Origin of the sequence: Cystobacter fuscus (genome assembly GCF_002305875.1) — a bacterium.
Lineage (GTDB): Bacteria > Myxococcota > Myxococcia > Myxococcales > Myxococcaceae > Cystobacter > Cystobacter fuscus_A.
The window spans coordinates 2,453,214-2,475,364 of the sequence record NZ_CP022098.1; the positions used below are offsets into that span (position 1 = coordinate 2,453,214).

General features: G+C 68.5%; 19 protein-coding genes and 1 riboswitch. Of the genes, 9 read left to right on the plus strand and 10 right to left on the minus strand.

Annotated features, from left to right (window positions below):
* Positions 1-17: 17 nt before the first annotated feature.
* The 3 genes from CYFUS_RS10170 to CYFUS_RS10180 are packed head-to-tail and all read right to left on the minus strand — an operon-like array spanning position 18 to position 4,403.
* Positions 18-1,874, minus strand: coding sequence for a two-component system sensor histidine kinase NtrB (locus CYFUS_RS10170; protein ID WP_095985040.1), 1,857 nt, complete (start codon positions 1,872-1,874; stop codon positions 18-20).
* Positions 1,875-1,920: 46 nt separating this feature from the next.
* Positions 1,921-3,576, minus strand: a complete 1,656-nt coding sequence (locus CYFUS_RS10175) for a hypothetical protein (protein WP_095985041.1) — start codon at positions 3,574-3,576, stop codon at positions 1,921-1,923.
* A complete protein-coding gene (locus CYFUS_RS10180) occupies positions 3,573-4,403 on the minus strand; it encodes an ABC transporter ATP-binding protein (RefSeq protein WP_095991919.1) in 831 nt (276 codons plus the stop codon). The genes CYFUS_RS10175 and CYFUS_RS10180 overlap by 4 nt, the downstream gene beginning before the upstream one ends.
* A 214-nt stretch (positions 4,404-4,617) precedes the next feature.
* Here CYFUS_RS10180 and CYFUS_RS54490 point away from each other — a divergent pair, with 214 nt between their 5' ends.
* The 3 genes from CYFUS_RS54490 (at position 4,618) to purU (ending at position 6,289) form a co-directional block, all read left to right on the plus strand.
* Entirely contained in the window at positions 4,618-4,854 is a 237-nt protein-coding gene (locus CYFUS_RS54490; RefSeq protein WP_095985042.1) for a (2Fe-2S)-binding protein, read from the plus strand.
* Positions 4,851-5,327: a bacterioferritin gene (gene bfr / locus CYFUS_RS10190; protein WP_095985043.1), complete on the plus strand. Its 477-nt coding sequence runs from the start codon at positions 4,851-4,853 to the stop codon at positions 5,325-5,327. Before CYFUS_RS54490 ends, bfr begins: the two co-directional genes overlap by 4 nt.
* 86 nt (positions 5,328-5,413) lie before the next feature.
* Complete coding sequence (purU, locus tag CYFUS_RS10195; RefSeq protein ID WP_095985044.1) at positions 5,414-6,289, plus strand: formyltetrahydrofolate deformylase; 876 nt, start codon at positions 5,414-5,416, stop codon at positions 6,287-6,289.
* A 22-nt stretch (positions 6,290-6,311) separates the two neighbouring features.
* On the opposite strand, the gene CYFUS_RS10200 is transcribed toward purU, so the two are convergent.
* From CYFUS_RS10200 to CYFUS_RS10210, 3 genes are all read right to left on the minus strand, one after another.
* Positions 6,312-6,689: a response regulator gene (locus CYFUS_RS10200; protein ID WP_002630036.1), complete on the minus strand. Its 378-nt coding sequence runs from the start codon at positions 6,687-6,689 to the stop codon at positions 6,312-6,314.
* A gap of 93 nt (positions 6,690-6,782) precedes the next feature.
* Entirely contained in the window at positions 6,783-7,727 is a 945-nt protein-coding gene (locus tag CYFUS_RS10205; RefSeq protein ID WP_232537484.1) for an amidohydrolase family protein, read from the minus strand.
* Between the two features lie 14 nt (positions 7,728-7,741).
* Complete coding sequence (locus tag CYFUS_RS10210) at positions 7,742-7,972, minus strand: hypothetical protein (RefSeq protein ID WP_095985045.1); 231 nt, start codon at positions 7,970-7,972, stop codon at positions 7,742-7,744.
* Positions 7,973-8,264: 292 nt separating this feature from the next.
* Here CYFUS_RS10210 and CYFUS_RS10215 point away from each other — a divergent pair, with 292 nt between their 5' ends.
* On the plus strand, positions 8,265-8,537 hold the full coding sequence (locus CYFUS_RS10215; RefSeq protein WP_095985046.1) for a hypothetical protein: 273 nt from the start codon (positions 8,265-8,267) through the stop codon (positions 8,535-8,537).
* Here CYFUS_RS10215 and CYFUS_RS10220 read toward each other — a convergent pair whose 3' ends face one another.
* Together CYFUS_RS10220 and ggt are read right to left on the minus strand one after the other, a co-directional pair.
* Complete coding sequence (locus CYFUS_RS10220) at positions 8,538-9,317, minus strand: TatD family hydrolase (RefSeq protein WP_095985047.1); 780 nt, start codon at positions 9,315-9,317, stop codon at positions 8,538-8,540.
* A 20-nt stretch (positions 9,318-9,337) separates the two neighbouring features.
* Positions 9,338-11,104, minus strand: a complete 1,767-nt coding sequence (ggt, locus tag CYFUS_RS10225) for a gamma-glutamyltransferase (protein WP_232537485.1) — start codon at positions 11,102-11,104, stop codon at positions 9,338-9,340.
* A 425-nt stretch (positions 11,105-11,529) separates the two neighbouring features.
* Here ggt and glmU point away from each other — a divergent pair, with 425 nt between their 5' ends.
* The 3 genes from glmU to CYFUS_RS10240 all read left to right on the plus strand — a co-directional run bounded on the left by glmU (position 11,530) and on the right by CYFUS_RS10240 (position 15,943).
* The gene (gene glmU / locus CYFUS_RS10230; RefSeq protein ID WP_095985048.1) at positions 11,530-12,966 is read left to right on the plus strand and encodes a bifunctional UDP-N-acetylglucosamine diphosphorylase/glucosamine-1-phosphate N-acetyltransferase GlmU; all 1,437 of its coding nucleotides are present in this window, start codon (positions 11,530-11,532) and stop codon (positions 12,964-12,966) included.
* A gap of 109 nt (positions 12,967-13,075) precedes the next feature.
* Complete coding sequence (gene glmS / locus CYFUS_RS10235; protein WP_095985049.1) at positions 13,076-14,911, plus strand: glutamine--fructose-6-phosphate transaminase (isomerizing); 1,836 nt, start codon at positions 13,076-13,078, stop codon at positions 14,909-14,911.
* A gap of 258 nt (positions 14,912-15,169) precedes the next feature.
* Positions 15,170-15,943 carry a DNA/RNA non-specific endonuclease gene (locus CYFUS_RS10240; RefSeq protein ID WP_095985050.1) on the plus strand — a complete coding sequence of 258 codons (774 nt, stop codon included), beginning with the start codon at positions 15,170-15,172 and terminating at the stop codon, positions 15,941-15,943.
* Between the two features lie 52 nt (positions 15,944-15,995).
* Here CYFUS_RS10240 and CYFUS_RS10245 read toward each other — a convergent pair whose 3' ends face one another.
* Positions 15,996-17,027 (minus strand): ribonucleotide-diphosphate reductase subunit beta, encoded by a 1,032-nt coding sequence (locus tag CYFUS_RS10245; RefSeq protein ID WP_095991922.1) that lies wholly within the window; start codon positions 17,025-17,027, stop codon positions 15,996-15,998.
* Between the two features lie 26 nt (positions 17,028-17,053).
* Positions 17,054-19,444: a ribonucleoside-diphosphate reductase subunit alpha gene (locus CYFUS_RS10250; RefSeq protein WP_157758375.1), complete on the minus strand. Its 2,391-nt coding sequence runs from the start codon at positions 19,442-19,444 to the stop codon at positions 17,054-17,056.
* Between the two features lie 148 nt (positions 19,445-19,592).
* A riboswitch (cobalamin riboswitch) is annotated at positions 19,593-19,797 on the minus strand.
* A 129-nt stretch (positions 19,798-19,926) separates the two neighbouring features.
* Between CYFUS_RS10250 and CYFUS_RS10255 the strand changes: the two genes are divergently transcribed.
* A complete protein-coding gene (locus tag CYFUS_RS10255) occupies positions 19,927-20,694 on the plus strand; it encodes a hypothetical protein (RefSeq protein WP_095985051.1) in 768 nt (255 codons plus the stop codon).
* Between the two features lie 108 nt (positions 20,695-20,802).
* Positions 20,803-21,900: a recombinase RecA gene (gene recA, locus CYFUS_RS10260; RefSeq protein WP_095985052.1), complete on the plus strand. Its 1,098-nt coding sequence runs from the start codon at positions 20,803-20,805 to the stop codon at positions 21,898-21,900.
* Positions 21,901-22,151: the final 251 nt, after the last annotated feature.

Consider the following 22,151-nt stretch of genomic DNA (forward strand, 5'->3'; position numbering starts at 1 on the left):
AAAATATTAGAAACCGATTATCCCGTCATTTCCCGCGAACGCAGGGGCAGTTCGATGGTGAAGGTGGCGCCCTCGCCCTGCCCGGCGCTGTCGCAGCTCAGCCGTCCATCCATCTCCTGCGCGGCCAGGGCGCTGGCGTGCAGCCCGAAGCCGTGGCCGTCCTTCTTCGTGGTGAAGCCATGCTCGAACATGCGCCGCATGTGCTCCGGGGTGATGCCCACCCCGTTGTCGCTCACCTCGATGCGCAGCCGCTCGTCATCGCCCTTGCGCACGCGCAGGGCGAGCAGCTTCGCGTCCCGTCCGCTCTCCAGCAGGGCGTGCCGGGCGTTGGTCAGCAGGTTCACGAGGATCTGCAGCAGCTTGTGCCGGTCCACCAGCACCTGGGGCAGCTCGTCGTACTCGCGCTGGATGCGGATGCCCAGCCGCTCGAAGGACGTCGCGTGCAGGCGCAGCGCGTCGTCGATGAGCTCCACCACGGAGATGGGCTCCACCTGGCCGCGGGAGCGGGCGTGCTCCTGTTGCAGGGTCACCACGGCCTTGATGTGCTCCATGTTGCGGATGAGCCGCTGCATCTCCTCATGCATCGTCGTGTGTTCCTGGCTCAGGTGCTGGGTGATGGAGGCGAGGTACTCGGGAAGCTGGCGGCCCCGGGCGTCGTCCGAGAGGAAGGCGGGCAGGTCGTTCGTGTGCTCCTTCATCAGCTCCACGGCGCGCGACAGCATGCGCAGGCGGGAGCCGCGCAACTGCTCGCTGACGAGCGAGGCCGAGACGTTGACGCTGTTGAGCGCGTTGCCCACGTTGTGCAGCACGCCCGTGGCCATCTCCGCCATGCCGGCCCGGCGCGAGGCCTCCACCAGGCCGCGGTGCAGCTCGTCCAGCCTGGCCTCGGCCCGCTTGCGCTCCCGGATGTCACGTCCGAAGAGCGTCACGCCCACCCCTTGTCCGTGCTCGTCCAGGATGGGGTTGAGCGACATGTCCATGTCCAGGATTTCGTTGTTGGCCAGGGGGTAGGCGACCTCGCGGCGGAAGGGCTGCCCCTGGCGCACCAGGGCCAGGGTCTTCTGCCAGTTGTCCCGGAGCTCGGGCGAGGCGCACTCGGCCAGTGAGTCGCCCGGGCGCGGTTCCCGTCCGTAGACATCGCGGAAGCGCCGTCTCGCGGCGGAGTTGATGGTGACGATGCGGCCCTGCGCGTCCAGCGAGCACACGATGTCGTCCGTGCTCTCCAGGAGGCTGGCCAGCTTGCGCTCGCGGTCGCGCACCGCGGCGTTCGCCGCATCGCGCGCGGATCTGAACAACGCGCTCAGCGCCCAGGTGAGCAGCAGGACGATGATGTCGAGCACGCCGTTCATCCAGCTGTGGAGCTCGAGGAAGATCGGATGGTGGGTGCCGAAGCCCGACAGGTAGAGCGGGTGGAGCAGCCCCACGTTGACGCAGAAGACCAGGGTGAACAGCAGGCCCGTGCGGATTCCCACCAGATAGACCGCGAGCACGGGGACGAGCGCGATCGCGGAGGGCGCGCTCTCGTGGGGCGAGGTCACGCCCGGCGTGGTCACGACGTAGGTGAGCACCGAGAACGAGGCGGTGAACAGGCCGCACGCCAGCAGCGCGGGAAGACGGGGCGAGGTGCGTCCGCGCATGAACACCAGCAGCGACACCCAGCCCACCGACATCACCAGCCCGAACACCACGGGCCACTTCGCGGAGGAGAACAGGGGTCCCGTCACCACGTTCATCAGGGAGACGAACAACAGGATGAGCTTGGTGCCGACCAACACCCGGAAGCGTCCGAGTTCCTCGGGGGGCAGACGGCGCTGTTCCCGTGTGAGGAATGCGTCCAGTCGTCCGGGTATCCACGCGTGCGGCCCTTGACTCATGGCCGCGAAGTCTAACGTGGAGTCCTGCCGAAGCAGGAAGGGAGGGTTACTCCCGCGTGACCGCGCGCAGCACCACTTCCTTGCGTTGCTCGAGCAGTCGCAGGCCGAGCGGGAGCAGCGCGCGGTAGAGCGCTCCATTGAGCGCGGCGCACAGGGCGAGCAGGGCCAGGGTGCGCCCCTCGGGGCCGGCCGTTCCGGTGGAGCGCAGGGCCCAGACGAAGGGGGCGCAGCCCACGCTCGCCGCGCCAATGCCCAGCAGGGAGGCGGTGAGGGGCAGCTTGTCCCGGCGCTTGAGGCTCGCGTGGAACTTCACCGGGAAGAACAGGGACAGGAAGTTGCCCGCGGTGAGGAGCACCGGAATCACCGCCAGTACGGCCGCCATGGCACACAGGAAGTCCAGCGCCGAGCCGTGGCCGAAATACACCCGGTAGAAGACGCCCACCCCCAGCGCCATGCCGCCGGCCGCCAGGCCCTGCACCCGGTTCTTCGCTCGGAGTACGTCGCCCAGCTCCACCGGCGCCGCGAGCAGCAGGGCGAGTCCGTGTCCGTCATAGGCGAAGGTGTTCTGCGAGAAGGTGGAGGCCATGACCACCGCGCCATAGATGCACAGGCCGCCCATCAGCCAGGCATCCGCGCTCGCGCCAAGCGCGTACCCGGCCAGGGCGCGCGCGGAGGTGAGCTTCATGAGGATGGCCAGCACGAAGGGCACGGCGGCGAGCAGCCGGGCGCGGGGGTTGCGCCACAGGTCCAGCGCCTCGCGCGCGAGCAGCGTGGTGAAGCGGGTGCGCGTGTGGGCGAAGGGGTCGCTGTCGCCAGCCTCCTTGACCGCCGGGCCCGCGCGGCCCACGCCCCGGTGGAAGCGCAGGAGCAGCGCATAGGCGAGCGCCATGCCCAGGAAGGTGAAGACGAGCATGCCCAGCCCATCGGCCAGGGCGTGGCGCGTGAAGCCGTAGGTGAGCTCCAGGAGAGCGTCCCCGAAGAGCCCCGAGGGGACGCGGCCGAGCGCGAGCGTGGCGTCGACGATGAGGGCCATGTCCAGCTTGTCCACGCCGCCCTCGCCCACGGCGGTGAGCCACGAGGTGTCGATGGGGGGGATGAACGAGGCGGCCGTGAGGAAGAGCACGAAGCCGCCGCCGAGCAACTGGGCGCTGTTCTTCGCGCGCAGCACGTTGAGCACCAGGTGCAGTCCCACCCGGCTCCAGGCGGCGTTGAGCAGGGCGAAGAGCACGTAGAGCGCGAGGGCGAGCAGCCGGTGGCGCACCGGGTGTACCGAGGCGTAGCCGAGCGTTGCTCCCGTCAGGGGCGCGTAGAAGACGAGCGCGCGCGGCTCCAGGAGGCTCGCGCCCGTGGAGGCGATGAGCAGGCGCAGGGGGGAGATGGGGAAGGGGGCGTAGCGGCCCAGCTCCGAGTGGTCATCCACGCCCGCGCTCATCAGCGGCCAGGCCACCCAGACCGCCGAGGTGACGAAGCACAGCAGGTTGAGGATGAAGAAGGGCCAGACGCCGTCCTGGGCCACGGCGGGCAGGCGCATGAGCCCGTAGAACGTCATGCCCAGGCCCCAGGCGGGGGCGCTCGACAGGAGGAAGGCGCCCACCGCGAGCAGCCGGCTGCCGCCCCGGCCCTGGTTGAGTCCGAGGTTGAGGCGCAGGCCCCAGAGCAACCACAGGTGGCGCAACAGCCCCGGCGCGGCGGGGCGGCTCACGCGGAGCCCCGGCGCAGCGCCACTTCGGGCACCTCGGTCGCTCCGGGCACCTCCCCATAGAAGGACAGCCTCGCGTTGCGCGCGGCCGGCACGGAGATGAGCTTCTCGAACACGGCCTCCAGCGAGGGCGCGCCGTGGCGCTCCTTCAACTGCTCCACCGTGCCCTCGTCCACCATCTTCCCGCCGCGGATGACGCCCGCGTGCGTGGCCAGCCGCTCGGCGATCTCCAGCACGTGCGTGGTGAGCAGCAGCGTCACCCCGCGCCGGCTCAGCTCGCGCAAGAGCTCGCGGATGACGCCCGCGGCCAGCACGTCGATGCCCTCGAAGGGCTCGTCCAGCAGCACCAGCTCGGGCGCGTGGATGAGCGCCGCGGCGATCGCCAGCCGCCGCCGCATGCCCTTGGAGTACTCGGCCACCAGCGCGCCCGCCTTGTAGGTGAGCTCGGTGAGCTCGAGCAGCTCCGCCGCCCGTGCCGACGCCTCGTCGCCCGCCAGCCCGTACATGCGCCCGCAGAAGGTGAGGTACTGCCGCCCGCTCAGCCGCTCGAAGAGGCTCAGCTCCTCGGGCACCACGCCGATGCGGCGTTTGATCTCCAGGGGCCGCGCCACCGCGTCCACGCCCAGCAGCTGGATGTGTCCGGCGTCGGGTGCGTACACGCCGGTGAGCAGCGCGATGGTGGTGGACTTGCCTGCTCCGTTGGGCCCCAGGAACGCATAGAAGGCGCCCTTGGGGATGTTCAGGTCCATGCCTTGCAGCGCGGTGAAGCCGCCAAAGCGCTTCACGAGCCCACGGGCGTCGACGGCCAGTTCAGGGGGAGGGGGTGCCATGCGCGAGCCCATGATCTCATCCGACGCCCGCTCCCGTTGACAATCCCCCTTCTGGCCCGCTCCGCCCACCTTGGCCCACCCGGCAGAGGGGGGCCCCGTCCTGGGGGTCCGGGCGAGCTTCCGGGGGTGACTTGACCGGGGCGTTTTTGAAACCTATTCTCATTATCACTTGGACCGCCGCGATCCGCGGCCTTCACCGTCGTGAGCCTCTCCTATGATCGTCTGCCTGTGCCGTGCTGTTTCGGATCGGACCATTCGTGCCCGCATCTCCGAGGGAGCCCACACAGTCGAGGAGCTGGGATCGGCCTGTGGGGCGGGGACAGGGTGCGGTGGTTGTCATGATCAGCTCAGTCAGCTCATCGGCGAGGCCCGTCAGTCCAACACCGTGCGGCCCGCGTGCCGCGAGAGTTGTGCCGCGGCGACCCTGCGGGTAGCTTCCGTGGCCCTATGAAAGGCCATTCCCAGGTCATCGACCTGCTCAACGACGTCCTGACGACCGAGCTGACGGCGATCAACGAGTACTTCCTGCACGCGCGTATCGCCCAGAACTGGGGGTACGAGCGGATCGGGAAGAAAATCTACGAAGAGTCGATCGGCGAGATGAAGCACGCGGACAGGCTCGTCAAGCGCATCCTCTTCCTGGAGGGGCTGCCGAACCTGCAGCGTCTGGCCAAGGTGAACGTGGGCGAGAGCATCCCGGAGATGCTCCGTCTGGACCTGGCCCTGGAGCAGGGCTCCCAGAAGCGCCTCAACGAGGGCATCGAGCTGTGCCGCTCGCTGGCGGACAATGGCAGCCGGGAAGTGCTCGAGCGCATCCTCGAGGACACCGAGGAGCACATCGACTGGATCGAGGCCCAGCTCGAGCTCATCAAGCAGGTGGGTGAGACGAACTACCTGGCCCAGCAGATCAAGAAGGAAAGCTGAGCGCGCCGCCTCCCGCTCTTCCCAGGGGGGAGGGGAGTGTGGGGGGCCTGCCTCCGGTCCGTGAACCCCTTGCGATGAGTGCCCCCATGCCTTCCCTCGTCCGTCCGAGCGCGGAGCGCGCCCGGCTGCTGATTTCCTGCGCGGATCGTCCCGGCGTGGTCGCGACGGTGACGCGGTTGCTGTTCGAGCACGGCGCCAACGTGGTCGACTCGGATCAGCACACCGAGCCGGATGATCTGCGCTTCTTCATGCGGCTGGAGTTCGACCTGCCCGGGCTGCCGGAGCGGCTGGGGGCGCTGGAGGAGGCCTTCGCGCCCGTGGCCGAGCGCTTCGGCATGCAGTGGCGGCTCATCCCCGCCGCGCGCGTCAAGCGCATGGCGCTCTTCGTCTCCAAGCAGGACCACTGTCTGCAGGAGCTGTTGTGGCTGTGGAAGAAGGGGGAGCTCACCGCCGACATCCCGCTGGTGGTGAGCAATCACCCGGACGCGCGCGAGGTGGTGGCCCCCTTCGACATTCCCCTGCACCACGTGCCGGTGACGGCGGACACCAAGGCGCAGGCGGAGGCGGCCACGCTGGAGCTCTTGCGCGCGCACCAGGTGGACCTGGTCGTGCTCGCCCGCTACATGCAGATCCTCAGCGGGGACTTCATCGCGAGCTTCGGGGGTCCCATCATCAACATCCACCACAGCTTCCTGCCGGCCTTCGTGGGCGCCAACCCCTATGCCCAGGCGCACTCGCGGGGCGTGAAGCTCATCGGTGCCACGGCCCACTACGTGACGGCGGAACTCGACGCCGGGCCCATCATCGAGCAGGACGTGCACCGGGTGGGGCATCGGGACGCGGTGGCGGATCTGGTGCGCATCGGTCGCCGGGTGGAACGCACCGTGCTCGCGCGCGCTGTCTCGTGGCACCTGGAGGACCGGGTGTTGCCGCACGGCAACAAGACCGTCGTCTTCTCCTGAGCCCGCCGGGAGGTGGGGCCCTTCAGTGCATCATCGCCACTTCGGGCGGTCCGATGATGCGCTGCACGGTCATCCTCACCTTGTCGAGGTCCACCGGCTTGGAGATGTAGCCCGCGGCGCCCACGAGCTCGGCCTCCCACTCGAAGCCGTAGCCGGAGATGATGATGATGGGCAGTCCGCGCGCCCGCGGCATCTTCTTGAGGGCATCCAGGAGCCCCCAGCCGCTCATGACGGGCATGCGCAGGTCCAGGAGCACCGCCTGGGGCAGTTCTCCCTCGAAGACATCCAGGGCTTCCCGCCCATTGGCGGCCTGCCCCGTGCGGTAGCCCATTTCCTCAAGGGCATCGCAGATGAGCGTGCGGTGGCTCGCGTCGTCATCGACGACCAAGATGTAGGACATGGAAGCCTCGAAGCGTATCCGGTGACAAAGCCGGATTCTATGGGGGGCAAGATGCGAACGGCCCGTCAGTTGCGGAAGGGGTCTGCCCGCTTTTCAACACCCTTCGAAGAGGCGCAAGGCGTTCTGGCCGAGGATGCCCGCTTCTACCTCGTCGTCGAGTCCGAGCTCCAGCAACCGCCGGAGTTCGCGATCCCACGCATAGGGCAGATGGGGGAAGTCCGTCCCGTAGAGGATGCGCTCGGGACGCACCTCCAGCAGGCGGCGCGGCGGGGTGAGGGGGAAGTAGCCCGCGAGCGCCATGGTGGTGTCCAGCCAGAGGTTGTCATGGCGCTCGAGCAGCCGCGCGTAGGCGTCGAACTCGTCCGCGCCCAGGTGGGGGATGCACAGGCGCAGGTCCGGATGGTCCTCGAGCACCCGCTCCACGCGCTCGGCCGAGCACAGGGCGTGGACATCGCACGAGTAGTGGGGACTGGCGGGCTCGCGGCCCGCGTGGAGCACCAGGGGCTTTCCGGCCCGGGCGCACGCCGCGTACACCTCGTGCAGGGCGGGCGCGTCCGGGGCGAAGCACTGCACGTGGCAGTGCAACTTCACCCCCTTGAGCCCGGCGGCGAAGGCCTCGGCGAGGATGTCCTCCGCGCCCGCCTCCCCGGGGAGCACGGTGGCCAGCCCCAGCACGCGCGGCTCGGCGCGGACCACCTCGGCCATGTAGGTGTTGAGGAAGCGCGCCATGCCCGGCTTGTGGGCGTAGTGCAGCGCCACCACCCGGTGCACGCCCCGTGACAGCAGGAAGGAGAGCACCTGGGGGGTGTGCAGCTTGTAGCGGATGGGCCAGCCGTACTGCTCGAACCAGCGCCAGATGGCCTCGAACACCCGATCCGGGAAGAGGTGCACGTGGGCATCCACCACGGGTGGTAGCCCCTCGGGCAGCCGGGGCCCTTCCTCATCCTCCAGGGCGGGCAGCGGCGGCCCCCTGGTTTCGCCGGGCGCCAGCCATCCCGCGGCGCCCAGGCAGGCGGGAAGCTGTTCGAAGGGATCCATGCGGTGGGGCGCGGCTACTGCTTCTTGCGCGCCTCCTCGTCCTCGGGCGTGTCCAGGCGCCGCAGCAGGGTGTTCTGCGCGTAGCCGGCACGCTCCAGGCGCTGGGTCTCGATGACATCGGCGACCTTGGTGCATACCTGACCGAGCACACGCAGCGACTCGGCCAGGACCTTCTCCACCTGGTCCTGTGCATCCGCCCGCTTGATGACGGTCCGTTCTCGGCGGAACAACGAGGGCAACTTCATCCCAGGCAATCTAAGGGATGACCCGTTCGGGGGCCACTGTCGCTCGCTTCCTCCAGACCGTGGGGCGGCCGGGCGGGTCGATCAACAGATTGACACCACAGCAAATTTACAAAGTGTACGCCGCCTGTCGGTGGACGGGGGCGGCTTCGAGGGAAAGCGTTTTCTATAGGACCGTGGAGACGGCCTTTCACGAATTTTCAAAGGGGGGGATGGCGCGCGGAAAATTTGTGACTACAGTGATTCCACTCACGTGCCGGCAATCGTGTCGGACGGTCGAAAGGGGGACTGCGCAATGGCTTATGACGGCGAATTGGTGAAGATGGCGAACGGCCGCTGGGCGCGGTTCCAGCGCTGCCAGGTGTACCGCCCGGGCGTCGATGACGCGGGCGAGACGATGATGTTGATCGCAGTGGAGTTGGACGAGCGCTACCAGCGCTTGTTGGATGAGGCAGCGGACTCGCTGGCGGATTACCGGCAGAGAGGCATCGTGGTGCAGGCGACGCTGGATGATGCAGCGCAGCGTCTGACCTTGCAGACGGAGTTGCAGTCGAGTGCGGTGAATTAGTCAGCGGGGCTGGTAGAAGCGCGCGGCGTTTTCATGGGCCACGCGCTTCACCACCCTCTCCGACAGCTTCGCCTTGGTCAGCAGGTTGGCCAGGCGTGCCAGTCCGAGGATGTCCCCGGCGCCATCGCCGGCATCGGAGTTGAGCACCAGCCGCTCGCTGCCCAACCGGCGCACCAGCGCCACGGCGCGTTCGGCCCGGAGCGCCTCCGGATGGAGGGTCAATCCCGCCCAATGCCCACAACCGAGGATGTTGCGCACGGTGCGGCCGTTGGCGTGGTCCACGAGCACGCGCGAGGGCAGCACGCCGGAGTCGCGCAAGAGGGTGAGGATGCGCCGGGTGTGGCGTTCCTTGTCGAGCACGGGCGTGTGCACCACCACCTTGAGCTTGAGCTGGCGCGCGAGCGCGAGCTGCTCGATGAAGGCCTCTTCCTCCTCGATGCCGCCCGAGTGCAGACCCGTCTCGCCCAGGGCCACGACGCGGCCACCCCGGAAGTAGTCGGGTAGGTGGGAGAGCACCTCGGACAGGCCTCGGCGGGGGATGCAGCGCGGGTGCACGCCCAGCACCGCCCAGGCGCGGATGCCCAGCCGCTCCAGGCGCGGCAGTTGCTTGAGCACCAGGTCGTCGAAGTGCTTGCGCAGCGCCTTGGGCGTGGGCTCGGGCAGGTGGTGGGCCACCACGATGGCCCGCTCCACCCCGAAATAGCGCATGGACTCGAGGTCCTGATCGCTCAGGGACTCGGGGTGGAGGTGTGCGTCGAAGAGTTCGGGCAGTTCGGGCACGGTGGCGCGCGTCCTCTCGGTCAGTCCTGGCCCAGGGCGGTGCCTTCGTTGCGCGGGTCGCTCGCCGCGCTGCGCAGGTTCGTCCGGGGATCGCTGTAGACGGCCTCCGCGTCGCCCCAGGCCGGCAGCCGGCGCAGCTTGTGGCCCTTGGCCTCCAGCGCCTGGAGCGTGGCCGTCTCCAGCCCCCACTGGTCCACCCACAGTTCATCCGGGAGGTACTGGTGGTGAAGACGGCCCTGTCCCACCGCGCGCGTCACGTCCATGCCCTGGTCCACGACGTTGGAGATGACCTGGATGACGGTGGTGGGGATGGTGGAGCCCCCGGGGCTGCCCACCGCGAGCATCACCTTCTTCGGGTCCTCCTTGGAGAAGACGAGCGTGGGGGACATGGAGGACAGGGGCACCTTGCCCGGAGCGATGGCGTTGGCCTCGTAGCCCACGAGCCCGTAGGCATTGGGCACCCCGGGCCGCGCGGAGAAGTCGTCCATCTGGTCGTTGAGCAGGATGCCCGTGCCCTTGGCCACCACGCACGAGCCGAAGCCGTAGTTCACCGTGGTGGTGAGCGCCACGGCGTTGCCGTCCTTGTCGATGACGGACACGTGCGTGGTGTTCTTCTTCTCCGAGGACGTGGAGGGATCATACCAGCCGGCATCCTGCTTCTTGAGCGTGGAGCCGCCCGCGTCCTCTCCGGGAGGCAGGAGCGAGGCGCTGGGGGTGGCCTTCTTCGGATCGATGCTGCCGGCCAGGTCCGCGAGGTAGCCGGACGAGGTGAGGCGCTCCAGGGGGATCTGCACCATGGCGGGGTCTCCCAGGAACTTCGTGCGGTCCACGTACGCGCGACGCAGCGTCTCGGCGTACAGGTGGAGCTCCTCCGGGTCGCGGAAGGCGAGTCCCTGGGGCCGCAGCTTCTCCAGCACGCCGAGCGTCTGCACCACCGCGACTCCCCCCGCGCTCGGCGGCGGCATGGTGAGCAGCCGGTGGCCGCGGTAGCTGCCCTCCATGGGCGCGTGGGTGCGCGTCTTGTAGGCCTTCAGGTCCTCGCGGGTGAGCAGGCCGCCTCCGGCCTTCACCGTGTCCACCATCGCCTGGGCGAGCGCGCCCGTGTAGAAGGGCGCCGGGCCGCTCTTGGCGAGCGTGGTGAGCGTGCGGGCCAGGTCCGGCTGGCGCAGCGTGTGCCCGATGGGCGGCGCCTCCAGCTCGCCCTCGGCGTTCTTCACGAGGAAGATGCGCGTGGCCTCCGGATCCCGACCCAGGCAGTCGCGCCGCGCCCTCGCCATGGCCTGGTACTTGGGCGACACCCAGAAGCCCGCGCGCGCCGCCTCGATGGCCGGCTGCAACACCACCGCGCGCGACAGCTTGCCGTGCTTCTCGAGCAGCTCGAGATAGCCCGCCACCGCCCCGGGCACGGCCACGCTCAGCACGCCGTCCGTGGACAGTCCCGGCACCACCTTGCCGTCCTTGACGTACATGTCCCGGGTGGCGGCCTGGGGAGCCACCTCGCGGAAGTCCAACGCCCGCGTCTCGCCCGTCTTCGCGTCATGCACCAGCGCGAACCCACCCCCGCCCAGCCCCGAGTGGTAGGGCCCCACCACCGCCAGGGTGAAGACCGCCGCCACCGCCGCGTCCACCGCGTTGCCGCCCTTGTCCAGCATCTTCAGCGCGGCCTCGCTCGCCATCGGGTGGGCCGTCGCCACCGCGCCGCCCCGGTACTGTCGCGCCGCCCCCGCCGGACCCGCCGCGAGCAATACGCCCAGTGCCAGCGACCAGCTCTTCCGGAGAGTCCACATCTTTCCCATCCGCACGTGCCACGCCTCCATCTCAGGCCTGCAACTCGTTCTTCCCCGCGCCGGGGGTTCTGGAGTATCCCGGCCGCCGGCCGGACCCACCACAACGCATTTCATTTCGAAGTGTCCGGCGGACGCCACCCACGATGGACCACGGATGGACGGGACCTGGCGGGCCCGGCATCTTGCGTGGGACGTCGCCATGGCGCCGGGGAACCATGAACGCCGAGCCGAACCCAGTCAATCCAACGATGCCACCGCCACCGGATGTGTCCGTGACGACGCTCTTCCTCAAGCCCGTCTATGGCATCACCGTGAGCCGCAACACCCTGTCCGTGTCCGTCAGGGCGCATCTGGAGGATGCTCGCGGGCCCCGTTCCGCGGCTCGTGGTTGACGTGCCCTGAAGCGATCCCTAGTTATCGCCGACATGACAACTCCTTTGGCGGCGGTGGTGCTGTGCGCGGGCAAGGGCACGCGGATGCGCTCGGAGAAGGCCAAGGTCCTTCACCCCATTCTCGGCAAGCCCCTGTGTTTCTATCCCCTGATGCGTGCGCTGGAGCTGGGCGCCTCGCCCGTGGTGCCGGTGGTGGGACACCAGGCGAGCGAGGTGGAGCGCTCCGTACGCGACCTCTTCGCCGCCGCGCCCCTGCGCTTCGCGCTCCAGAAGGAGCAGCGGGGCACGGCCGACGCGGTGCGCTCGGCCGAGGAGGCACTCAAGGACTTCAAGGGCCGCGTGCTCATCCTCTACGGGGACGTGCCGCTCGTGCGCCGCGAGACACTCGCCGCGCTCATCACCGCGCATGAGAAGGGCGGGGGCGTGCTCTCGCTCGTGTCCACCCGGCTGGAGGATCCCACCGGCTACGGGCGCGTCATCCGCGAGGGCGGCCTCGTCAAGCGCATCGTCGAGCACAAGGACTGCTCCCCCGAGGAGCGCCTGGTGCGCGAGTGCAACGCCGGCATCTACCTCGTCGACTCGTCCTTCCTCTGGGCGGCGCTGGCCAACATCAAGAGCACCAACGCCCAGGGCGAGTTCTACCTCACGGACCTGGTGGAGATGGCCGCCTCGCAGGGGCCGGTGCCCGCCATCGAGGCGGACTTCAACGAGACGGCCGGGGTGAACGACCGCGTGGAGCTGGCCGCGCGCGCCAGGGACCTGCAGCAGCGCATCAACACCTGGCACATGCGCAACGGCGTCACCCTGGCCGACCCCGCCACCACCTACATCGAGGAGGGCGTGACGATCGGCCCGGACACCGAGGTGGCCCCGGGAGTCAGCCTGACGGGCGCCACCGTGGTGGGCAGCCGCGTCACTATCGGCCAGGGCTGCGTGCTGCACGCCTCCTCGGTCGCCGACGGAACGACCCTGAAGCCCTACACGGTGCTGGAGGAGGCCCGCGTCGGCGAGCGGTGTATCCTGGGGCCCTTCTCGCGGCTGCGGCCCGGGACGGAGCTCGCCGAGGAAGTACATCTGGGTAATTTCGTGGAGACGAAGAAGGCCCGCCTCGGCCGGGGCACCAAGGCCAACCATCTGGCCTACCTGGGCGACGCGAAGATCGGCTCCGGGGTGAACGTCGGCGCCGGCACCATCACCTGCAACTATGACGGAGTGAACAAACACCTCACCGAACTCGGGGACGGAGTGTTCATTGGCTCCGACTCCCAGCTCGTCGCCCCGGTCAAGGTCGGCGACGGTGCCTATGTCGGTGCGGGCACCACGGTGACGAAAGATGTGCCCTCCGGGAGTCTCGCCGTGTCCCGTGCGCCGCAGGTGATCAAGGAAGGGTGGGTCGAGCGCCACAAGGCTCGGCTCAAGAAGTCCGCGGAATCAAGCCCGGCCAAGCCGGACAAGGTGTCGACGGGGTAGTGGCGTGGGTCTTGCTTGTCGTCAGGGCGATCGAGGTCGCCCGATGTAGGTGGGTTTGCTCCCCGGGTGGAAGCTCGGGGACCATGGGCGTGAGAGAGGACAGAACAATATGTGCGGAATCGTCGGGTACGTTGGTGACAAGCAGTCGGCTCCCATCCTGGTCTCCGGGCTGAAGAAGCTCGAGTACCGCGGCTATGACTCGGCGGGCGTGGCGGTGATCAACCGCAACGTCCTCAACGTGGTGCGTGCCACGGGCAAGCTGAAGAACCTGGAGAGCCGTGTCCAGACGGACCTGCCGCAAGGCACGGTGGGCATCGGCCATACGAGATGGGCCACGCACGGCCGGCCGTCGGACGAGAACGCGCACCCGCACACCTACGGCGGCGTGGCGGTGGTGCACAACGGCATCATCGAGAACCACCTGGCGCTCAAGGAGGAGCTGCGCGCCAAGGGCCACGTGTTCTCCTCGGAGACGGACTCCGAGGTGTTCGCCCACCTCATCTCGGACGAGCTCAAGAGCGGCCTGGAGCTGCCCGCGGCGGTGCGCGCGGCCGTCTCCCACGTCAAGGGCACCTACGCCCTGGCGGTGGTGACGGAGAGCGATCCCGACCGCATCGTGTGCACCAAGGAGTCCTCGCCCATGGTGCTGGGCCTGGGCCAGGGCCAGAACTTCGTGGCGAGCGACGTGCCCGCGCTGCTCGAGCACACGCGTGACTTCATCTACATGGAGGAGGGCGACCTGGCCATCCTCACCGCGGGCGGCGTGGAGATCTTCAACCGCTCCAACCAGAAGGTGAACCGCGTCACGCGCCGCATCGACTGGACGCCGATGATGGCGGAGAAGGGCGGCCACAAGCACTTCATGCACAAGGAGATCCACGAGCAGCCTCGCGCCGTGGCGGACACCTTGCGCGGCCGCATGATGCTGTCCGAGGGCGACGTGCACTTCGAGGGCTGGACGATGAGCCCGGAGAAGGTCAAGGCGCTCACGAAGATCACCATCCTCGCGTGCGGCACCTCGTGGCACTCGGGCATCGCGGGCAAGGCGATGATCGAGTCCCTGGCGCGCATCCCCGTGGAGGTGGAGCTGGCGAGCGAGTTCCGCTACCGCGACCCCATCGTCGAGTCCACGCACCTGGCCATCGCCATCAGCCAGTCGGGTGAGACGGCGGACACGCTGGCGGCCTTCAAGGAGGCCAAGGCGCGCGGCGCTTCCTCGCTCGCGCTGTGCAACGTCATCGGCAGCGCCATGACGCGCGAGGCCGAGGTCACCGTGCTCACCAACGCGGGCCCGGAGATCGGCGTGGCCTCCACCAAGGCCTTCACCACGCAGCTCGTGGGCCTGTACCTGCTCGCGGTGAAGCTCGGCCGCATGCGCGGCACGCTCTCCGTCAAGGCGGCCCAGGAGCACCTCACCTCGCTCACCGAGATTCCGAAGATGATCGAGGACGTGCTCAAGTGCGAGCCCGCCGTCAAGCGCGTGGCGCGTGACTTCATGAACGCCCAGGACTTCCTCTTCCTCGGCCGCGGCCCCATGCACCCGGTGGCGCTCGAGGGCGCGCTCAAGCTCAAGGAGATTTCCTACATCCACGCCGAGGGCTACGCCGGCGGCGAGATGAAGCACGGCCCCATCGCCCTCATCGACGAGAAGATGCCCGTGGTGGTGATCGCTCCCAAGCAGCCGCACGTGGCCTACGAGAAGATCATCGGCAACATCGAGGAGGTGCGCGCGCGCGGCGGCAAGGTCATCGCCGTCATCGACGAGGACGACACGCACGCGGCCACGCTCGCCGACCACGTCATCCGCATCCCCGCCGCCACCGCGCTGCTCGCGCCCGTGGTGGCCACCATTCCCCTGCAACTGCTCGCCTACCACGTGGCGGAGATGCGCGGGAACGACGTGGACCAGCCGCGCAACCTCGCCAAGAGCGTGACGGTGGAGTAGTCCGCCTCGCTCCGGCCTCCGCTCCCCTCGCGGGGGACGGCGAACGACGCCCGGGTGCCTCCCTCACGAGGCCCCGGGCGTTTTCATGTCCGGCCCGGCCCAGATGTTGATGCTCTGGGGAAGCTTTGTGGGATCCAGGTAGGTACGCTCCAGCAGGATTGTCACGGAATTTTAGCAATCCGCTTCTCGCCTTTTTCTCGACTTCTTGGTAATTGGTGTCGCGAAGTCAACGACTCCGGTGAGGAAAGGCCAAGAAGAATGCGCACCATGAACGGGCTCTCGGTCGCGGTGGTGTCTGGCCTGTTGCTCGGCGGTTGCGGAGTCACGGACCTGGGCGGTGAAGGCGTCGCCAGCCAGCTCGAGCAAGACTTCGGTGGCCCGAGCGGCCTCATGGACTTCTTCGAGAGTCACACGGAGGAGGAGATCCGGGGGGCGATGGCGCTCTACGGCGTCGGCTACGTTGCCCACGGGAACGTCACCGCGGCGTTGATCAGCGACTGCCCGAAGTTCTTCCCGTCGGGAGACCGGAGCATCTGGCACAACTTCGACGGCGAGTACTACTTCATCGACAGCGCGGGCCGGCCGAACCGGGCGTACAAGTACCTGCCGCCGATCGTCGCCGCGCCGCGCATCGACTCCTGTCAGACGAGCGTGGGGCAGTGGGGCGACGCGGAAAACCCCAGCAACGACTACGACGGGGGACACCTCATCGGTTCACAGCTCGGGGGCTGGGGCGGGCGGGCGAACATCGTGCCCCAGGATGCCAACTTCAACCGGGGCAACTGGGTGCAGCTCGAGAACAAGATGGCCAAGTGTGGGAGCCTGCCGAGCGGCCGGTTGCGCTACTACATCGGTGCGAACTACCCGAACTCCACCACGCTCATCCCCAACACCATGACGATGGAGATCACCAACCAGTCCACGGGGAGCGCTGTGTCCATGTCTTTCTCGAACGTGGACTCCGGTGGCTCGAACGGCACGAACGAGCGGACCCGTGGCGTGAATTGGTTGTCGAGCCAAGGCTGCAACTGATGCGTCCACCCCCAGCGCTCTCGGGGGGTGGACGATATCCAGGTCCAGGCGCCTAGAACGCGGCGTCGAAGGTCACTTCCCCGACGACGCCCACCTGGTAGGCGGACACGCGGCGCTCGAAGAAGTTGGCCAGCTCCTGCACGTCCTGCAGGTCCATGAAGCCGAACGGATTCTTGGCCCCGTAGCGCTTGGGCAGCTCCAGCAGGGTGAGGCGCTGATCCGCCACGTACTCGAGGTACTGGCGCATCTCGTTCACGGACAGCCCCGCCACGCCGCCGCCCAGCAGGTCCTCGGCGAAGCGCAGCTCACACGCCACCGCCTCCTCCATCATGGTCACCACGTCGCGCTCCATCTGCGCGTCGAAGAGGCCGGGCTCCTCGCGGCGCACGCACTTGACCACCTCGAAGGCGAACGCCATGTGGGCGCTCTCGTCGCGGAACACCCAGTTGGTGCCCCCGGCGAGGCCGTGGAGCAGCCCGCGCGAGCGCAGGAAGTACACGTAGGCGAAGGCCGCGAAGAAGAAGAGCCCCTCGATGCAGGCCGCGAAGCAGATGAGGTTGAGCAGGAAGGCGCGGCGCTGCTCGCGCGTCTCCAGCCTGTCGAGCTGGTGCACCGAGTCCATCCACTTGAAGCAGAAGGCGGCCTTCTCCTGGATGCTCGGGATGTTGTCGATGGCGGCGAACGCCTTGGCGCGCTCGGCGGGGTCCGGCACGTACGTGTCGAGCAGCGTGAGGTAGAACTGCACGTGCAGTGCCTCCTCGTAGAGCTGGCGGGACAGGTACATGCGCGCCTCGGGCGCGTTCACGTGCTTGTACAGGTTGAGCACGAGGTTGTTGGACACGATGGAGTCGCCCGTGGCGAAGAAGGCCACGAGGCGCTGGATGAGGTGGCGGTCCGCGGCCGACATCTTCGAGCGGAGATCTCCCACGTCCGTGGAGAAGTCCACCTCCTCCACCGTCCAGGTGTTCTTGATGGCGTTGCGGTACATCTCGAAGAACGCCGGGTACTGCATGGGGCGCAGGGTGAGGTTGAGCCCCGGATCGAGCAGGCGCCCGCCCGTCTTGGGAGTCGCGTTGGAGGGCATGGGGGTCTCGAGCGGCTTGGCGGCGGTCACTGGCAGGCCTCGCAGGCTTCGGGGTTCTCCAGGGAGCAGGCGATGGCCTGCGCCTCGGTGGGCTTCTCCTCGCGGGGCGCCTCGACGGTGGCCTTGGCGATGCGCGTGGCGGGGCGCGAGCGCAGGTAGTACGTCGTCTTCAGCCCCTTCTTCCAGGCGTACATGTACATGGAGCTGAGCTGCCCGATGTTGGGCGACTCCATGAACAGGTTGAGCGACTGGCTCTGATCGATGAAGGCGCCGCGGTCGGCCGCCATGTCGATGAGCGAGCGCATGGGCAGCTCCCACGCGGTGCGGTAGATGGCGCGCACCTCGGAGGGAATCTCCGAAATCCCCTGGATGGAGCCCTCCGCGAGCTTGATGCGCGTGCGCATCTCCTCGTTCCACTTGCCCAGTTGCTTGAGCTCCTCGACCAGGTAGCGGTTGACCTGGAGGAAGTCCCCCGAGAGCGTCTCGCGCTTGAAGAGGTTGGACACCTGGGGCTCGATGCACTCGTAGCAGCCCGCGATGGAGGCGATGGTCGCCGTGGGCGCGATGGCGATGAGCAGCGAGTTGCGCAGGCCCGTCTGCTTCACCCGCGTGCGCAGCGCCTCCCAGCGCGCGCTGTCTTCGGGCGTCACGCCCCAGGCGTCGAACTGGAGCTCGCCCTGGGCGGCGCGCGTCTCGGGGAAGGAGGGGTGGGCGCCGTGCTCGGCCGCGAGCTCCGCGGACGCCGAGAGGGCGTGGAAGTAGATCTCCTCGGACACCTTGCGCGAGAGGGCACGCGCCTCGGGGGCGTCGAAGGGCAGGCGCATCTGGAAGAAGACGTCCTGCAGGCCCATGATGCCCAGGCCCACCGGGCGCCAGCGCCGGTTGGAGCTCTCGGCGGTGGGGATGGGGTAGTAGTTCAGGTCGATGACCCGGTCGAGCTGCCGCACCGCCGTGCGCACCGTCTGGGCGAGCTTCTCCCAGTCGAACGTCACCTTGCCCGCCGCGTCCGTGGAGGTGTGCCGCGCGAGGTTGATGGAGCCGAGGTTGCAGACGGCCGTCTCGTCCTTGTTCGTCACCTCGAGGATTTCCGTGCACAGGTTGGACAGGTGCACGACGCGGCCCGGGCGCGCCGTCTGGTTGCACGCGCGGTTGCTCTTGTCCTTGAACGTCATCCAGCCGTTACCCGTCTGGGCGAGCGTGCGCATCATGCGCGCGTACACCTCGCGCGCCTTGATGCTCTTGACCGCGAGCCCCCTGGCCTCCGCCTCGAGGTAGGCGCGCTCGAACTCCTCGCCGTACAGGTCGGTGAGGTGCGGCACCACCTTGGGATCGAAGAGCGACCAGGAGGCGTCCGTCTCGACGCGCTTCATGAACAGATCGGGCACCCAGTTGGCGAGGTTCAGGTTGTGCGTGCGCCGGGCCTCGTCACCCGTGTTGTCGCGCAGCTCGAGGAACTCCTCCAGGTCCGCGTGCCACGTCTCCAGGTACACGCACGCCGCGCCCTTGCGCTTGCCGCCCTGGTTCACCGCCGCCACGGACGCGTCCAGCGTCTTGAGCCACGGGACGATGCCGTTGCTGTGCCCGTTGGTGCTGGTGATGAGCGAGCCGCGCGAGCGGACGCGGTGGTAGGCGAGCCCGATGCCGCCCGAGAACTTCGAGAGCATGGCCACGTCGGTGTAGCGCTGGTAGATGCTGCCCAGCTCGTCCTCGGGCGAGTCGAGCAGGAAGCAGGAGGAGAGCTGCTCGTGCCGGGTGCCGGAGTTGAAGAGGGTGGGGGAGCTGGGCACGTACTCCAGGAGCGAGAAGCGCCGGTAGAGCTCCAGGGCCTCGGGCACGGTCTCGCCGAGCGCCACCGCGATGCGCATGAAGAAGTGCTGGGGCGTCTCCAGCACCGCGCGCGTGGTGGGGTGCTTGAGCAGGTAACGGTCGTAGACGGTGCGCAGGCCGAAGTACTCGAAGAGGCGGTTGCGCGTGGGATCGATGGAGTCGTTGAGCTTGCGCGCGTTGGCGGCGACGAGCTGGGCGACGCGCTCGTTGACGAGCCCCAGCCGGTGGGCCGCGGCGATGGACTGCGAGAAGGAGTGCACCTCCTGGCCCGACAGCTCCTTGTCGATGTAGGTCGCGAGCAGCCGCGCGGCGAGCCTGGCGTACTCGGGCTCCTCGAGCGTGAGCGAGGCCGCCGTCTGGATGGAGAGCTGATCCAACTCCTGGGTCGAGGCGCCGTCATAGAGGCCGGCGATCGTCTTGGTGGCCACGCGGATGGCGTCCACCTGGCGCAGGCCCTCACAGCAGCGGCTGATGGCGCGGACGATTTTGTTCAGATCCGCGGCCTCGAGCGTCCCATTGCGCTTGCGTACCCGCATGGTGGTGGCGGTCGGCTGCGGGTTGGGGGGCGAGACGGGGATGGTGTCCAACATGTTGCGGCTCCTCCTACACGACCGTGGCTGGAGCCCGGACGGGTGAGGAGAGCAACGGGAGCCCGCACGCGACGAGCGGCGCTCGTGGCGTGTTGGACCGCGTCCCTCCCCCGAGGAACTCCAGGTCTGCGCCGCCCCGGGATGTCTCTCCCGGACGCGGGTCGTTGGCAGGTCTTCGGGCTCGCGAGCGTTGGGGTGATGCCGCCTACACCGTTCCCTTCCCAGCTCCGAGGAGCCAGTGGTGTGAACGGCTTCGTTCTCGCTGACCGCTGCGGGGCAGCTCCGGATTCGCACCGGATTCCCTTTTGAGCCCGGGCGACGTGCGTCCGGGCACCAGCGACGAGCGCTACATTCGCGGAAGGTGCCTCACCTGTCCAAAAAAGCGGCGCGCGCCGGGGGGTGTTGTCGGGTGCCCGACGGGGGCGCTGCTCTGGGCGGAACGCGTCGGCTTCGATGAGAGGCGATCATTATCTTCATGAGCCATGAGCACGCTCCACCCTCCCCACCCCCTCTCTCCGGGCCCACGCGTCCGGGATGCCGGGCGGGAGCCGGAGGTGGCGTCGCTGGCCCCCTGGGAGCCGCTCCCCGATTCCCCCCAGGCTTCCCTCCCGGAGGCGACGCGGCGCGAGGTGCTGCGCCTCGTGGAGGCGGCCCGGAACGCCACGGGGGACGAGCGGGAGGGGCTGGCCGATCAGTTGGGAGCCCAACTGGAGGCGCTGGGGGAGGGAGGCGGCTCGCGGGAGGTGGCGGATCTGCTCCTGCACCTCCTGGAGAGCGGCCAGCTGGAGGGACTGGTGGAGCGCGGGGGCCGGACGAGCCGGAGCGTGGCCGTCGAGTCCCTGACGCGGCTCGGCTTTCCCTATGCCCTGGAGGTCCGTCCCGAGGACCTGGAGCATCTCCGGGCGTGGACCCGGCGGCGGCGCGGTCCGGTGCTGCCCTCGGGCGTGGTGCCGGCGGGGGTGTTGGGGGTGGGCTTCGTCGGGCAGTGGTGGGCCCTGTCCCCCGAGGTGGCTTCCGAGGTGGGGGGGCTGGGGCCGTTCCTGGTGGTGCTCATGGGCCTGGCGCTGATGGGGCTGATGATGGCCCTGTTGGCCCCTGAACGTTCTCCCTCCAGGCGGGCGGGCCTGTTCGTGCTGACCCTGCTCTCCCTCGTCGAGGTGTTCTTGGGGGGGCCCGCCGGTTATCACGGAGCGGCGAGTGGCCTGGGCGGGCTGGTGGCCTGCCTGCTGCTCGTGCGGACACGACGCTGAACGTTCTGGGTCATGTCAGACGGATGGACTAGGGTTTTCCCATCGCGTACTAAACGTGAGTTCAGGTGAGCCGGGGTGGCTCGCCGCATACGCAAGGAGCAAGACGAAATGGCCGTGAATCCGGAGAAGGAGAAGGCGATCGAGTTGGCGATGTCCGCGGTGGAGCGCCAGTTCGGTAAGGGGTCCATCATGCGGCTCGGTAACGAGGAGCCGCTGGTGAGGGATGTTCAGGCCATTTCGACGGGAAGCGTCTCGCTCGACATCGCCTTGGGCGTCGGAGGCGTGCCCAAGGGCCGTATCGTGGAGATCTACGGGCCGGAGTCCTCGGGTAAGACGACGTTGTGCCTCCATGTGGTGGCCGAGGCGCAGAAGCGCGGCGGCGTGGCGGGCTACATCGACGCCGAGCACGCGCTGGACATCGGCTACGCGCGCAAGTTGGGCGTGCGCACGGATGACCTGCTGCTGAGCCAGCCGGACACCGGTGAGCAGGCGCTGGAGATCGCCGAGATGCTGGTGCGCTCGGGCGCCATCGACGTGCTGGTGGTGGACTCGGTGGCCGCGCTCGTGCCGAAGGCGGAACTCGAGGGCGAGATGGGCGATGCGCACATGGGCGTGCAGGCGCGCCTCATGAGCCAGGCGCTGCGCAAGCTCACGGGCACCATCAGCAAGAGCCAGACGTGCGTCATCTTCATCAATCAGATCCGCATGAAGATCGGCGTGATGTTCGGCAACCCCGAGACGACGACGGGCGGCAACGCGCTGAAGTTCTACGCGTCGCAGCGCCTGGACATCCGCCGCGTGGGCGCCATCAAGAATGGCGAGAACGTGGTGGGCAGCCGCACCCGCGTGAAGGTGGTGAAGAACAAGGTGGCGCCTCCGTTCAAGGAGGTCGAGTTCGACATCATGTACGGCTCGGGCATCTCGAGGGAGGGCGACCTCATCGACCTGGCGTCGACGGACAACATCATCGAGAAGAGCGGTAGCTGGTTCTCCTTCAAGGGAGAGCGCATCGGCCAGGGCCGCGAGAACGCCAAGGACTACCTGCGTGACCATCCCGAGGTCATGAAGGAAGTGGAGCGGCAGGTGTACGAGAAGTACGGCATTGGCAAGCCGGCCGTGGCGGCGGTGCCGACGCCTCCGGCCGATGGCGAGCCGCCGGCCGAGGGCCACGGCGAGAAGCGCCAGCGCGTGAAGGCCGTGAAGTAGTCCACGCCCCTTCGTGCCTGACGTGCCTGAAGTCCCAGGGGCCGTCTCCCTTCACCGGGGGACGGCCCCTTCGCTTTTCGGCTCCAGGGCTGTCTGGCGGGACCCTGGCCTGGGAGGCGAGGGGAGCCTCGGTCCGACACTCCGGGGGGGACGTGGTGGTTCTCTGTGGACAACAGTGGGCCTTCCGCCGGAAGGTCTCTGTCCCCAACCGCGGGCCGCGCCGCGGTGAGGTACTGGAGACAAGGAGCCGC

What these genes read in the sequence shown, in the direction of transcription:
- CYFUS_RS10170 (WP_095985040.1), bottom strand. Translation starts at nt 1,874, where the DNA reads ATGAGTCAAGGGCCGCACGCGTGGATACCCGGACGACTGGACGCATTC.
- CYFUS_RS10180 (WP_095991919.1), bottom strand. Translation starts at nt 4,403, where the DNA reads ATGGCACCCCCTCCCCCTGAACTGGCCGTCGACGCCCGTGGGCTCGTG.
- CYFUS_RS54490 (WP_095985042.1), top strand. Translation starts at nt 4,618, where the DNA reads ATGATCGTCTGCCTGTGCCGTGCTGTTTCGGATCGGACCATTCGTGCC.
- bfr (WP_095985043.1), top strand. Translation starts at nt 4,851, where the DNA reads ATGAAAGGCCATTCCCAGGTCATCGACCTGCTCAACGACGTCCTGACG.
- purU (WP_095985044.1), top strand. Translation starts at nt 5,414, where the DNA reads ATGCCTTCCCTCGTCCGTCCGAGCGCGGAGCGCGCCCGGCTGCTGATT.
- CYFUS_RS10200 (WP_002630036.1), bottom strand. Translation starts at nt 6,689, where the DNA reads ATGTCCTACATCTTGGTCGTCGATGACGACGCGAGCCACCGCACGCTC.
- CYFUS_RS10205 (WP_232537484.1), bottom strand. Translation starts at nt 7,727, where the DNA reads ATGGATCCCTTCGAACAGCTTCCCGCCTGCCTGGGCGCCGCGGGATGG.
- CYFUS_RS10210 (WP_095985045.1), bottom strand. Translation starts at nt 7,972, where the DNA reads ATGAAGTTGCCCTCGTTGTTCCGCCGAGAACGGACCGTCATCAAGCGG.
- CYFUS_RS10215 (WP_095985046.1), top strand. Translation starts at nt 8,265, where the DNA reads ATGGCTTATGACGGCGAATTGGTGAAGATGGCGAACGGCCGCTGGGCG.
- ggt (WP_232537485.1), bottom strand. Translation starts at nt 11,104, where the DNA reads ATGTGGACTCTCCGGAAGAGCTGGTCGCTGGCACTGGGCGTATTGCTC.
- glmU (WP_095985048.1), top strand. Translation starts at nt 11,530, where the DNA reads ATGACAACTCCTTTGGCGGCGGTGGTGCTGTGCGCGGGCAAGGGCACG.
- glmS (WP_095985049.1), top strand. Translation starts at nt 13,076, where the DNA reads ATGTGCGGAATCGTCGGGTACGTTGGTGACAAGCAGTCGGCTCCCATC.
- CYFUS_RS10240 (WP_095985050.1), top strand. Translation starts at nt 15,170, where the DNA reads ATGCGCACCATGAACGGGCTCTCGGTCGCGGTGGTGTCTGGCCTGTTG.
- CYFUS_RS10245 (WP_095991922.1), bottom strand. Translation starts at nt 17,027, where the DNA reads ATGCCCTCCAACGCGACTCCCAAGACGGGCGGGCGCCTGCTCGATCCG.
- CYFUS_RS10250 (WP_157758375.1), bottom strand. Translation starts at nt 19,444, where the DNA reads ATGTTGGACACCATCCCCGTCTCGCCCCCCAACCCGCAGCCGACCGCC.
- CYFUS_RS10255 (WP_095985051.1), top strand. Translation starts at nt 19,927, where the DNA reads ATGAGCACGCTCCACCCTCCCCACCCCCTCTCTCCGGGCCCACGCGTC.
- recA (WP_095985052.1), top strand. Translation starts at nt 20,803, where the DNA reads ATGGCCGTGAATCCGGAGAAGGAGAAGGCGATCGAGTTGGCGATGTCC.